Raw genomic sequence first — 12,547 nt, 5'->3', positions numbered from 1 at the left:
GCGCCCTCTCCCCTTGCGGGAGAGGGCTCCAAGGTGCTCGCAACAAACTCGTTTGGGTGAGGGGTTCGCTCCGCATCGAACAATCTCTCGGTGGAGAGAGACCCCTCATCCGGCGCTTCGCGCCACCTTCTCCCGCAAGGGGAGAAGGGAAGAAAGCGACTACGCCGGCGTAAAAAACGGCAGCGGCGCGCCGTCGGTCGGCTTGAACACCACCTTCACCTTCTGGCCGATCTTCAACGTCGTCAGATCGCAATCGACGAAATTGGTCTGGAGCGATGGGCCTTCCTTCAGCGTGACGTAGCCGATCGCGTAAGGGCCGGTCGGCGACTTCCGCATCAAGCTGTAGGTGTAGATCGTACCCTCGCCCGAAGACTGCTCCCACACCGTCTTGTCGGAGTAGCAGAACGGGCAGATCGCACGCGGGAAATAGTGCGCCTCGCCGCACGCGGTGCAGCGCTTGATCATGAACCTGCCCTCTTTGGCCGCATCCCAGAACGCGGCTGTCTCAGGGTTCGTCACCGGGGCCGGATATTTCTTGGCTTCGCTCATCACACGCGCTCCAGAATGGCCGTCGAGGCGGCGTGGCGAACACCCAAAAGTCCGCCGGTGCCGTGGGCGATGGCGAGATCGCAATTCTTGACCTGCACCTTCGGATGCGCCTCGCCGCGCAGTTGCCGCACGGCCTCGAGGATCTTGGTCATGCCGCCGCGATTGACGGGATGGTTGCTGCAGAGGCCACCGCCATCGGTGTTGAACGGCAGCTTGCCGACGCCCGAGATCAGATTGCCGTCGGCGACGAACTTGCCGCCCTCACCTTTCTTGCAGAAGCCGAGGTCTTCGAGCTGCATCAGGACGGTGATGGTGAAGCTGTCGTAGATCGAGGCGTATTTGATGTCCTTCGGCGTGATGCCGGCTTCCTCGAAGGCACGCGGGCCGGACCAGATGCCGGCGGAGTATGTGAGGTCGAGATCCTTGCCGCCGCGCGGGCCCTTCATCGCCTCGCCGTGTCCGATCAGCCTGACCAAAGGCTTCTTCAGGCTCTTGGCGATTTCAGGCGTGGTCACGATCAGCGCGCCGCCGCCGTCGGAGACCACGCAGCAATCCATGCGATGTAAGGGATCAGAGATCATCGGCGAGTTCAGGACGTCCTCGACGGTCACGACGTCCTTGAGCATCGCATGCGGATTGTATTGCGCATGGTGCGAGGCCGCGACCTTGATCCAGGCGAGCTGCTCGCTGGTGGTGCCATAGTCGTGCATGTGGCGCATGGCACACATGCCATAGGCATTGTGCGTGGTCGCGCCGTAAGCCGTCTCGAAATCGGCCTCGGCGCCCGCCGCGCGCGGCGGCATCGCCCCGGTGCGCGGCTTGCCGGCCAGCGTGATCAGCGCGATCGAGCACTTGCCCGCGGCGATCGCTTCAGCGGCATGGCCGAGATGGATGATGTAGGAACAGCCGCCGGTCTCGGTGGAATCGACATGGCGGAGTTTTTTGGTGTTCAGCCCGAGATAATCAACCATCGGCCAGGCGCCGCCCGGGGCGTCGCCCGCGCAGAAATAGCCGTCGACATCGTCCTTGCTGAGCCCGGCATCCTCGATCGCGCCCTTGGCGACCTCGGCATGGAGTTGCGCGGTGGATTTGTCCGGCGCGTGCCGGGTCGGGTGTTCGTAGATCCCGGCAATGTAGGCCTTGCCCTTGATGGTCAAATAAGGTCTCCGCTGGCGTTTCTCACTTCCGGTTTTTTCTGAACCGCTGCCGCCCTGTTGGCAAGCGCGGAAATATTCCGTCGGGCGAGAGGGCAGCGGGCTGGCGCAAATGGCCGCCGCATCATCCGAGGTGCGGTGGAAGGCCCTGCTGCCGCAGTCGTCGTTGCGAGCGCAGCGAAGCAATCCAGGAATCTTTCCGCGGACGCACTCTGGAATTGCTTCGCTGCGCTCGCAATGATGGGAACGACGGGCAGAACCCTAAAGCTGTTTTGCCCGACGGCACAAGTGATTTCGTTTTATCGAAAAATGTTTTTTCGCGGAAACAACCCCATGCACAGTAGAACGGTGGTTGATTTCAAACAGGAATTTGCAGGGCGGATTAGCGAGTCCACCCCACGAAAATTCTACTCCGCCGCGATCTGCCTCGGCGCCGGCGGCGGGTTCGCGAGGTCGGCGGCGAGCTGGGCGTAGCGGGCCTTGGCGTCTGCTACGGCCTTCTCCTTCACCGGGCCGTAGCCGCGGATGCGGTCGGGCAGCGAGAGCAGCTCCACCGCGGTATCGATCGTCAGCGGCGACAGCAGGCCGAGCACGGTGGCGACGTCCTTCTCGTAGCCGGCGATCAGATCGCGCTCGAGCTTGCGGTCGGCACTGCGACCGAAGATGTCGAGCGGCGTGCCGCGCAGGAACTTGAATTTTGCCAGCACGCGGAACACCGGAAGCATCCACGGGCCGAAGGCGCGCTTCTTCGGGCGGCCGAGCGCATCGACGCCCCTGCTCAGAATGGGCGGGGCCAGGTTGAAGTTGAACTTGAAGTCGCCTTCGAACTGGTCGCGGAGCTGCTTTTCGAAGGCGCCATCGGTGTAGAGGCGCGCGACCTCGTATTCGTCCTTGTAGGCCAGCAGCTTGGCGTAGTTGACCGCAACGGCGCGGGTCAGCGCCTCGTCATAGCCGCCCTGCCTGGCGACGTCGCTGACCTGATCGACCAGCTTGCGGTAGCGTTTCGCGAGGCGGCCGTTCTGGTACGCCGTGAGATGCCTGGTGCGATGCTCGATGACCTCGTCGAGCGTCATTGCGTCCAGTGACTTGGGCGCAACGACCTCATCCGTTCCCTTCAGCATGCCGGCAAGCCGTGCGGGATCGGCGACCGCGAGGCGGCCGAGGCGGAAGGCTTCCTTGTTCATCTTGATCGAGACGCCGTTGACCTCGATCGCCTGCTCGATCGACTCCGCTGACAACGGCAAGAGGCCCTTCTGATAGGCGTAGCCCATCATCATCATGTTGGTGGCGATGCTGTCGCCGAGCAGCTGTTCGGCCGGCTTGGTGAAGTCGAAAAATACCGAGTCCTTGTGCAGCGCGGTTTCCAGCAACCCGTTCAGCTTGCGGGTCTGGAAGTTGAAATCGCGGTTGAGGACGAAGTCGGCGGTGGGAATGACGTGGCTGTTGATGATGCCGCGGGTGCGGCTGCTGTCGCAGAGTGAGATGGTGTCCTTGGCAACCGCGACCACCTCATCGGCGGCGAGCACGACATCCGCCGTGCCCGTGACGATGCGCGAGCAGGTCACCTCGGCCGGATGATCGGACAGGCGGACGTGGCTCAGCACCGCCCCACCCTTTTGCGCCAGGCCCGACATATCGAGGATCATCGAGGCCTTGCCCTCGATATGGGCGGCCATGCCGAGCAGCGCGCCGATCGTCAGCACGCCGGTCCCGCCGACGCCGCCGACAGCGATGTTGTAGGGCTTGTCCAGGTTGGGGCGCGATGCCGGCTCAGGCAGATCGCCGATATCGCCGACGCCCGCCGGCGCGCGCTTGCGCATCTTGCCGCCATCGACGGTGACGAAGGACGGGCAAAAGCCTTTGACGCAGGAATAATCCTTGTTGCAGGTCGACTGGTTGATGGCGCGCTTGCGGCCGAACTCGGTCTCGAGCGGCTCGACCGAAATGCAGTTCGATTGCACCGAGCAATCGCCGCAGCCTTCACACACTGCAGGATTGATCAGCACACGGCGCGCCGGATCCTCCATCGTGCCGCGCTTGCGGCGGCGCCGCTTCTCGGCGGCGCAAGTCTGCACGAACACGATCGCGGACGCGCCCTTGACCTTCCGCAGGGTCTTCTGGACCGCGTCGAGTTCGTCACGATGCGCGGTCTTGACGCCGGGCGCGATCTCGTTCGCCGGATAGGCGTCGGGATTTTCTGAGACCAGATAGATCTCGCGGATGCCTTCGCTGTGTAGCTGGAAGGTGATCTGCTGCGGCGACAATTCCCCGTCGACATGCTGGCCGCCGGTCATCGCGGTCGCGTCGTTGTAGAGGATCTTATAGGTGATGTTGGCGCCGGAGGCGATCGCCTGGCGGATCGCGAGGCTGCCGGAGTGGAAATACGTGCCGTCGCCGAGATTGGCGAAGACGTGCTCTTCCTTTGTGAAGGGGGCAACGCCGACCCACGGCACACCCTCGCCGCCCATGTGGGTGAAGGTCTCGGTGGAGCGATCCATCCACAGTGCCATGAAGTGGCACCCGATGCCGGCAAAGGCGCGACTGCCTTCGGGCACCTTGGTCGAGGTGTTGTGCGGGCAGCCGGAGCAGAAATACGGGGTGCGGGCGACAGGCGCGGTCGCCTGCATTTGCGACGCCTGGCGGCCGTTGAACCAATCGGCCTTGGCGCGCAGCATCGTTGCAATTTCGGGATTGAGATCAAGTCGAAGCAGCCGCTCGGTCAGCGAGCTCGCCAGCGAGGCGACGCTGAGTTCTTCGGCAAAGGGAAGGAAGCGCTTGTCGTGATCGTCCATCTTGCCGATAATGCGGGGACGGACATCGTCGCGCCAGTTGAACAGCTCCTGCTTCACTTGGTTCTCGACGATCTCGCGGCGCTCTTCGATGATGAAGATTTCCTCGAGTCCTACAGCGAATTGCCTGACGCCTTCCGGCTCCAGAGGCCACGGCATGCCGATCTTGTACAATCGAAGTCCGATCTTGGCGGCGACCTCGGGCGTGATCCCGAACTCGCGCAGCGCCTGACGGATATCCTCGTAGCTCTTGCCGGACGCCATGATGCCGTAGCGGGCGTTGGGCGAGTCCATGGTGACGCGATTGACCTTGTTGGCGCGTGCAAAGGCGATCGCGGCAAAGCCCTTGTAGTCCTGCAGGCGGCGGTCCTGGGCGAAGCGGTCGTCGGGCCAGCGCAGATTGAGGCCGCCTTCGGGCATCTCGAAATCGGTCGGGATCACGAACGGCGTCATCTCGTCGGTGAGGTCGATCTCGGCGGTGGTCTCCACCGTCTCCGTGATCACCTTCATGCCGACCCAGCAGCCCGAGTAGCGCGACATCGCGATACCCAGAAGACCCATCTCGATCATCTCGTGTACGCTCGACGGGTAGAGATAGGGCATCAGCGCCGACATGAAGGCGTGGTCGGATTGATGCGGGACCGTCGAGGATTTTGCGCCGTGGTCGTCGCCGGCGAGACACAAGACGCCGCCGTTCTTGGCGGAGCCCGCGGCATTGCCGTGGCGGAAGACGTCGCCGCACCGATCGACGCCGGGGCCCTTGCCGTACCAGATGCCGACCACGCCGTCATACTTGGCGCCGGGCGAGAGGTTGAGCTGCTGCGAGCCCCAGACCGCGGTCGCGGCCAGATCCTCGTTCACGCCGGGCTGGAACTTGATGTTGTACTGCTCGAGATGCTTGCGCGCGGCGAAGAGCTGCTGGTCATAGCCGCCGAGCGGCGAGCCGCGATAGCCGGAGATGAAGCCGGCGGTGTTCAATCCCGCGGCACGGTCGCGCCGGATCTGGGCCATCGGCAGCCGGACCAGGGCCTGAATGCCCGTCGTGAAAATATGTCCGGTGTCCTGGGTGTATTTCTGATCGAGACTGATCGGACCCTGGTTGATGCCCATTATGTCCTCTTCCGCCCTTTTGAGCGCTTGGCTGCTTAAGCCGTTGCCTGCCCGTTGTTTTTAGCTAGGGCGCGCCGACCATTTCCGCCACTCTATGTCGGATATTTCACGCTCCGCATCACAATTCTGGACCAAAGGGAGCGCCGGGTAAAAATCGCAATTTCGTGGCTGCATTGGCATCCGCGATTTTCATTTTGTGTCACCATACCCCCGCCGTCGCGCAACGAATTGACGCCCCGTCATCCGGGACGGCGTCGATGGGTCGCAGGAGAGGCTTTCGATGCGGACGATTCTCACTGGCCTGGCTCTCGTGGGCCTGGCGTTGTGCAGTGCGGTTGCGAGCGCGGCCGGCGCCGCCGAGCCGTCACCGGAGCTGATCGCCTACGGCAAGTCGCTGGTGGAGGCCGGCGACTGTGCCGGCTGCCACACCGCCGATCCCGCCAAACCGTTCGCGGGCGGAAAGCGCATCGACACACCATTCGGCGCGATCTATGCCCCGAACCTGACGCCGGACCGCGACACCGGCATCGGCGCCTGGACCGACACCGATTTCACTCGCGCCGTGCGCACCGGTGTCGCCCCAGACGGCTCCAACTATTACCCGGCGTTCCCCTACCCCTATTTCACGCGGATGACGAAGGACGACACGCTGGCGATCCGGGCCTATCTCGGAACGCTCGCGGCCGTCACCAGCCGCAACAAGCCGCCGGAACTACGCTGGCCGTTTGGCTATCGCGGCCTGATGCGGATCTGGAACATGGTCTATTTCAAACCCGGCCTGTTCGAACCGGACCAGAGCCAGAGCGCGGCGTGGAATCGGGGCGGCTATCTCGTCACCGGGCTCGGTCATTGCGGCGCCTGCCATACGCCGAAGAACTATTTTGGCGCGGACAAGCAGGCGCAGGCCCTCGCGGGCAACGAGGTGGGCGGCTGGTACGCGCCACGGCTCGATGGCGCCGCCCGCACCGGGCTGAAATCGTGGAGTGTCGAAGACATCACGGAATATCTTCAGAGCGGGCGCAACGCCAGGAGCCATGCCAGCGGGCTGATGGCGGAGGTGGTCGTCAATTCGACTTCGAAGATGAGCGATGCCGACGTGCGCGCGATCGCGGTTTACCTGAAGAACCTGCCGCCGGCACGGCGTGAGACGATCGTGACGCCGCCTGACGATGCCGAGATGAAGGCCGGCCAGGCCATCTACGCCAAGTTCTGCATCGCCTGCCACGAGGCCGACGGATCCGGCGCACCGCGCATCTATCCGCCGCTGCCTGCCAACGCGCTGCTGCAATCGGTCAATCCGTCCTCGACCTTGCGCATCATCCTCGACGGCGCCCACACCGTGACGACCCCGCGCGCGCCCAACACCGGGGAGATGCCGGCCTATTCCAACCAGCTGTCCGACGCAGAGATCGCGGCGGTGACGAACTACATCCGCAATTCCTGGGGCAACGCCGCGCCGCTGGTGACGCCGGCGCAGGTGGCGAGGGCGCGGAAGCAGGAGCCGTAGCTCAAGGCTCCCGCTCCTCCTCTTCCGTGAAGACGAATTTCGGCATCTCCCATTTGTAGCGCACCGCCAGCAGGCGGAAGCTGATGCCGAGGACGAATGTCAAAATGGTCCAGAGCTCGGCGTTCAGCTTAAGACCGAACGCGGTGGCATAGAACAATCCCGTCACCACCGAGACGCTGGCGTAGAGCTCGGAGCGGAACAGCAGCGGCACGTCGTTGCAGAGCACGTCGCGCAACACGCCGCCGGCGCAACCGGTCACCATGCCGGAGACGATGACGATCGGCAGCGTGGCATCCATCTGCCAGGCGATGTCGCAGCCGGTCATGGTGAAGACGACGAGGCCGATGGCATCGAGCACGATGAAGGCCAGTTTCAGCCGGTGCACCAGGCGCGCCATCAGGATGGTGAGGAAGGCGGCGCCTCCGGCCAGTGCGAGGTAGATGGGGTTCTGCACCCAGGCCAACGGATAATGCCCCAGGAAGAGATCGCGCAAGGTGCCGCCGCCGAGCGCCGTGATGCAGCCGAGGAAGCAGACGCCGAGCCAATCCATGCTGCGGCGGCCGGCAGCGAGCGCGGCGGTCATGCCTTGCGCCGCGACCGCAACCAGCGACAACAGATGCAGCACGCTATAATCGCTCGGCGGCAAGCTCCACATCGCTTTGTTCCCTTCCGTCAGCGGAGCTTACGCGTCAGGTTCCCTAGCGAACAGGTTCCCGATTCCCGCCGCGGGCGCAACATGCGACGAAAGCATTAAGGAGGGCGGAACAGAATCTCGCATCCACGGGTTGTCCCGCCGCAATGATCGAGGAGAACCAATCGATGGCTGACGACCGTTTTATCAACGATCCGTACCGCCCGAATCTCGCCGATGATGAGTATCGCAATGCGGCGCGACGGGATGCCCAGCTTCAGGTCGACCCGGAGCTTGGCGAAGGCCCCGCCTCCAGCGGCAAAGTAGCCCTGTTCGCAGTGGCAATCGCCTTGGTGCTGGGTGCCGTATTCTACGGCCTGAACAACACCGGCACCAGCAACCAGGCCAGCACCACGCCGGCGACGCAGACAGCGCAGCAGGCACCGGCCACCAATCCGGCCGCACCTCCCGGCATGCGCGACGTGACGCCGCGCACCAATACCGGGCCGGGCGTGACCACGGGCGCCGCGCCGAGCAAGGCGGCCCCGGATACGCCGGCACCCGCTGACGGCGCGAAGTAACGAATTGCAACAATATGCAACAGCGGCGGGATTCAGATCCCGCCGCTTTCGTTTGTCTTAGCTGAACATCTTGTTGAGCTCGCCGCCGGGATAGCCGCTCGCCAGCTCCGCGAAGGTCCCCTTCTCCGCCATTTCCTTCGCGGCCCGCATGAAGCCGCCCCAGGCGGCGCGAGCGAGTGAACCGCCGACGCTGATCCGGCGCACGCCAAGATCGGCAGCTTCCTGCAATGACAGCCCGGAGCCGCCGATCAACAGGTTGAACGGTTTGGGTGCGACAGCCTTCACCACCGCGGCGATGTCCTCGCGGCTCTTCAGGCCCGGCGCGTAAAGGCAATCGGCGCCAGCATCTGCGTAGGCCGTCAGCCGGTCGATGACCAACTTGAGGTCGGTCACGCCCCACAGATAGGCCTCGCAGCGGCCGACCAGCAGCACGCCGCTATCGCCGATCGCCTTGCGCGATGCCTTGATGCGCTCGACTGCGAGCGCGCGCTCGTAGATCGGCTTGTCCTTGTCGCCGGTGGAATCCTCGATCGACAGGCCGGCAACGCCGGTGCGCACACAGCGCTCGACATTCTCCGCGACCTTGTCCGGCTCGACCGCAAAGCCGCCCTCGAAATCAGCGTTCACGGGGATGTCGACCGACGTGCTCAATGCCGCCAGATGCTGACAGACGTCCTCGACGGTGACGTGGTTGTCGGCTTTGCCGATGGTCCAGGCAAAGCCCGCACTCGACGACGCGAGTGCCTTGAAACCGAGATGCTGCAACGCTTTCGCGCTGCCGACGTCGACCGGATTGGGCAGGATGAAGCAGCCGCTCTCGTGCAGCTTCCTGAAGGCCGCGCGCTTGTCAGCAGTTGTCACGTGCATGTTTCTCTCCCTTGTTGGCCGCGCAGAGATGGGGACGTGCCGCCACGAGCGCTAGTGCGCGTCGTGCACCGCGCGGCTGTCCTTCGGCGCCTGCTCGCGATCATTCATGCTGTAGTCACGGATGACGCTGGCGATACGCAAGTGATAATCGGCGAAGATTTTCGCGCGGCCCTTGGCCTGGGTGCGGCGATGCTCCATCGTGTTGCGCCAGGCTTGCACGGCCGCCTCGTCCCGCCAGAACGACACCGATAAGATCTTGCCCTTCTCGGTCAGGCTTTCGAAACGCTCGACCGAGATGAAGCCGTCGATGGTTTGCAGGATCGGCTTGAGGTCGGCCGCGAGGTCGAAATAATCCTGGCGGTGTTCCGGCTTCGGCCAGACCTCGAAGATCACGGCGATCATGGGCGTCTCTCCTGTCGTTGATGGCCTACGATACCACTTACAGAACCACTTGGCGCAGAAACGTGCGCTCTTCCGCGAGGATGAATTTGTGCTCCTCGGCGAAGTGGAAGTTGGCCATGCCTTCCGTATCCTGACGCAGCCGGGCGCGATAGGCCTCATACGCAGCCAGACTCTCGAAGGTAATCAGCGCAAACGCGATATTGTTGGTGCCCTCGTGCGGCATGAAATAGCCGATCAGATCGCCGCCGCATTTCGGGATGATGGTGAGCCAGCGCTTCGAATACTCCTCGAACTGCGCGCGCTTGAAGGGATCGAGCTGGTAGCGGATGAAGACGGTGACGGACATGATGGGCTCCTCTGGTTCCACACCGCCATTGCGAGCGCAGCGAAGCAATCCAGGAATCCCTCTGCGGAGGCAGCCTGGATTGCGTCGTCGCTTCGCGCCTCGCAATGACGAACAACCCCACGCTACGCGCTTGCCCGACCGCAATGCTTCGGCTACCATCGAAGCATGAAATCAGGTCCCGACATCGCCATGATCGCCTCGCTCGTCGGCGATCCCGCACGCGCCAACATGCTCACGGCGCTGATGAACGGCCGCGCGCTCACCGCGAGCGAGCTGGCGCAGGAGGCCGGCATCACGCCGCAGACTGCGAGCTCGCATCTTTCCAAGCTCGAGGCCGGTGGCCTGATCGAGCCGGAGAAGCAGGGCCGCCACCGCTACTACCGCCTCACCGACGACGATGTCGCCGGGGTGCTGGAGGGGCTTGCGGGCCTCGCCGCGCGGACCGGCCATATGCGCGTGCGCACCGGGCCGAAGGATCCGGCGCTGCGGCGTGCCCGGATCTGCTACGACCATCTCGCCGGCGATCTCGGCGTGCAGATGCTCGACACCCTCCGCGCGCAAAACCTGGTCAGGCAGAAGAAGCAAGAGATCGAGCTGACGGCCGAGGGCGAGCGCTTCCTGGCGAAGCATTTGCAGATCTCGCCCGACATGCTCGCCCATCCCCGCCGGCCGGTCTGCAAGGCCTGCCTCGACTGGAGCGAGCGGCGTCACCATCTCGCGGGCACGCTGGGCGCCGCCATGATGCAGCGTTTCGCCGAGCTGAAATGGGCTGCCCGCGACGCCACGCCCGGCAGCCGCGTGGTGAATTTTACGCGCACCGGCGAGAAGCAGTTTGCCGCGTTGTTCGGGACTGCGAAGGACTGAACACAAGCGCGTGTAAGCGTCTCTCGTCGTCATGGCCGGGCTTGACCCGGCCATCCACGTCTTTAGTGCAGTTTGCGTGGCACCACGTGGATGCCCGGGCCTTCGCCTCGCCGAAGCGGCTTCGGCCGCGCAGGCGGGCCAAGCCCGGGCATGACGGAGAATGTGTCTCCTAGCGCCAACATGACTCAGAGCCTTCAATGATCCGCCTCCTCCCGGCCGTGCTTTGCACGGCTCTTCTCGCCGCTCCTCTTACATCCCACGCCGCCGACACCGCCCCGCGCGAACCCTACGGCATCGCGCTCGAAGGCTTTGCCTATCCCTATCCCGTGCACCTGCTGCCTCTGATCAATGACAGCGAGCAGCTCAGCATGGCCTATATGGACGTGCCGCCTGCGCAGCCGAACGGCCGCACCGTCGTGCTGCTGCACGGGCGCAATTTCCCGTCGAGCTACTGGGCGCCTGTTATCAAGATGCTGAGCGAGGCCGGCTTCCGCGTTGTGGTGCCGGACCAGATCGGCTTCGGCAAATCTTCCAAGCCGATCGGCGAATTGCATTTCGACAATCTGGCGCGCAACACCATCGCGCTGCTCGATCACCTCAACATCGACAAGGCCGAGATCGTCGCCCATTCGCTCGGCGGCATGCTGGGCGTCCGCATCGCCCGCGCCTTTCCCGACCGCGTCGCCCACCTTGTTCTGACGGCCCCGATCGGGCTGGAAGATTACCGCCTCTATGTACCGCCGACGCCGACCGAGAAGATCATCGAGACCGAGGACAAGCTCACGGCCGATGGCTATCGCAAGCAGCTTCAGACCAATTATGCGATCAAGCTGCCGCCGGACGCGATCACGCCGTTCATCGACGCCCGCTTCAACATCAAGGGCAGCCCGGATTATCCGCGCTGGCTGCGTGCCTTCGTCAGTTCCGGCCAGATGATCTATCGTGAGCCGGTGGCGCACGAGCTCGCACTGATCACCGAGCCGACGCTATTCATCATGGGCGCCGACGACCACAACGCTCCGGGCCGGCCGAACGCGCCGGAGGCGCTGCGCGCGAAAATGGGAGAGAACGCCGAGCTGGCGAAGGCACTCGCGGCGAAGATGCCGAATGCGCGGGCCGAGGTGATCCCGGATACCGGCCATCTCGTCTTCCTCGAGGCGCCTGAGAAGTACAGGGAGCTAGTCCTGGGCTTTCTCGGCCGCTAGCGTCATTGCTGTCGTCCGGAGCCGCGTGCGGGGAATGTTCATGCCGCATTCAGGTCATGATTGGCAGATTTGGCTGGCGTCGTGTCGGCATGTTGCGATTTTAACGTGTCGAATCGTGTCTTTTGATTCATGGTGCGCCGAAAAGCGCCAAGCCCTCCTACCTGCCCCCAAAACCTACACCCAAGGACGAGAAGGAAGATCAAATGAAATACCTGTTTGCCGCCGTGATGCTCGCCAGCGCGGTCGTTGGTTTCAGCGAGGCGGCGAGCGCCGCCGGCGGTTGCGGCCCCGGCTGGTACCGCGGCGCCTATGGCGGCTGCCGCCCGATGCGCGGTCCGGTCGTTGTCCGCCCGGGTCCGATCGTGGTTGCGCCGGCCCCTGTCGTGGTCGTGCCGCGCGCCCGCGTGTGCCCCTACGGCTTCCGCTGGTACGCCGGCCGCTGCCGCCCGTTCTGATCTCGTTTTTTTCGCATTGCGAAATGGCCCCGCGGCGAAAGCCTGCGCGGCCATTTTCTTTTTGAGCGCCTGACGTCGCACCGGGAT

Annotated in this window: 12 protein-coding genes; 5 read left to right on the top strand and 7 right to left on the bottom strand. The window is 64.1% G+C overall.

Going from position 1 to position 12,547, the window contains the following annotated elements:
* Nucleotides 1-159: 159 nt before the first annotated feature.
* From AC0L3B_RS29985 to AC0L3B_RS29975, 3 genes are all read right to left on the bottom strand, one after another.
* A complete protein-coding gene (locus AC0L3B_RS29985; protein WP_018456495.1) occupies nucleotides 160-549 on the bottom strand; it encodes a Zn-ribbon domain-containing OB-fold protein in 390 nt (129 codons plus the stop codon).
* Nucleotides 549-1,706 carry a thiolase domain-containing protein gene (locus AC0L3B_RS29980; RefSeq protein ID WP_007611536.1) on the bottom strand — a complete coding sequence of 386 codons (1,158 nt, stop codon included), beginning with the start codon at nucleotides 1,704-1,706 and terminating at the stop codon, nucleotides 549-551. Before AC0L3B_RS29980 ends, AC0L3B_RS29985 begins: the two co-directional genes overlap by 1 nt.
* A 404-nt stretch (nucleotides 1,707-2,110) precedes the next feature.
* Nucleotides 2,111-5,602, bottom strand: coding sequence for an indolepyruvate ferredoxin oxidoreductase family protein (locus AC0L3B_RS29975; protein ID WP_473381508.1), 3,492 nt, complete (start codon nucleotides 5,600-5,602; stop codon nucleotides 2,111-2,113).
* 280 nt (nucleotides 5,603-5,882) lie between these two features.
* On the opposite strand from AC0L3B_RS29975, the gene AC0L3B_RS29970 reads away from it, so the two are divergent.
* Nucleotides 5,883-7,109 carry a c-type cytochrome gene (locus AC0L3B_RS29970; protein WP_018456493.1) on the top strand — a complete coding sequence of 409 codons (1,227 nt, stop codon included), beginning with the start codon at nucleotides 5,883-5,885 and terminating at the stop codon, nucleotides 7,107-7,109.
* A gap of 1 nt (nucleotide 7,110) precedes the next feature.
* Here the strand turns inward: AC0L3B_RS29970 and AC0L3B_RS29965 are convergent, their stop codons facing one another.
* Nucleotides 7,111-7,764 (bottom strand): trimeric intracellular cation channel family protein, encoded by a 654-nt coding sequence (locus tag AC0L3B_RS29965; RefSeq protein WP_085351305.1) that lies wholly within the window; start codon nucleotides 7,762-7,764, stop codon nucleotides 7,111-7,113.
* 164 nt (nucleotides 7,765-7,928) lie between these two features.
* Here AC0L3B_RS29965 and AC0L3B_RS29960 point away from each other — a divergent pair, with 164 nt between their 5' ends.
* The gene (locus tag AC0L3B_RS29960) at nucleotides 7,929-8,321 is read left to right on the top strand and encodes a hypothetical protein (protein WP_018456491.1); all 393 of its coding nucleotides are present in this window, start codon (nucleotides 7,929-7,931) and stop codon (nucleotides 8,319-8,321) included.
* Between the two features lie 57 nt (nucleotides 8,322-8,378).
* On the opposite strand, the gene AC0L3B_RS29955 is transcribed toward AC0L3B_RS29960, so the two are convergent.
* Genes AC0L3B_RS29955 through AC0L3B_RS29945 form a run of 3 tightly spaced genes read right to left on the bottom strand, consistent with a single transcriptional unit; the run spans nucleotide 8,379 to nucleotide 9,936 of the window.
* The gene (locus tag AC0L3B_RS29955) at nucleotides 8,379-9,188 is read right to left on the bottom strand and encodes an isocitrate lyase/PEP mutase family protein (protein WP_085384241.1); all 810 of its coding nucleotides are present in this window, start codon (nucleotides 9,186-9,188) and stop codon (nucleotides 8,379-8,381) included.
* Between the two features lie 51 nt (nucleotides 9,189-9,239).
* On the bottom strand, nucleotides 9,240-9,590 hold the full coding sequence (locus AC0L3B_RS29950; RefSeq protein WP_018456489.1) for an antibiotic biosynthesis monooxygenase family protein: 351 nt from the start codon (nucleotides 9,588-9,590) through the stop codon (nucleotides 9,240-9,242).
* Between the two features lie 37 nt (nucleotides 9,591-9,627).
* Nucleotides 9,628-9,936: an NIPSNAP family protein gene (locus tag AC0L3B_RS29945; RefSeq protein WP_007603076.1), complete on the bottom strand. Its 309-nt coding sequence runs from the start codon at nucleotides 9,934-9,936 to the stop codon at nucleotides 9,628-9,630.
* Between the two features lie 165 nt (nucleotides 9,937-10,101).
* Between AC0L3B_RS29945 and AC0L3B_RS29940 the strand changes: the two genes are divergently transcribed.
* From AC0L3B_RS29940 to AC0L3B_RS29930, 3 genes are all read left to right on the top strand, one after another.
* Nucleotides 10,102-10,800, top strand: coding sequence for a winged helix-turn-helix domain-containing protein (locus tag AC0L3B_RS29940; protein WP_018456488.1), 699 nt, complete (start codon nucleotides 10,102-10,104; stop codon nucleotides 10,798-10,800).
* A gap of 197 nt (nucleotides 10,801-10,997) precedes the next feature.
* Nucleotides 10,998-12,005, top strand: a complete 1,008-nt coding sequence (locus AC0L3B_RS29935) for an alpha/beta fold hydrolase (RefSeq protein WP_473381507.1) — start codon at nucleotides 10,998-11,000, stop codon at nucleotides 12,003-12,005.
* A gap of 203 nt (nucleotides 12,006-12,208) precedes the next feature.
* Complete coding sequence (locus AC0L3B_RS29930) at nucleotides 12,209-12,460, top strand: GCG_CRPN prefix-to-repeats domain-containing protein (protein ID WP_007603074.1); 252 nt, start codon at nucleotides 12,209-12,211, stop codon at nucleotides 12,458-12,460.
* Nucleotides 12,461-12,547: the final 87 nt, after the last annotated feature.

The organism is Bradyrhizobium sp. Kon56 (genome assembly GCF_055807635.1).
The sequence above is the reverse complement of the archived record's forward strand: the minus strand, read 5'-3'. Positions and strand labels throughout refer to the sequence as shown.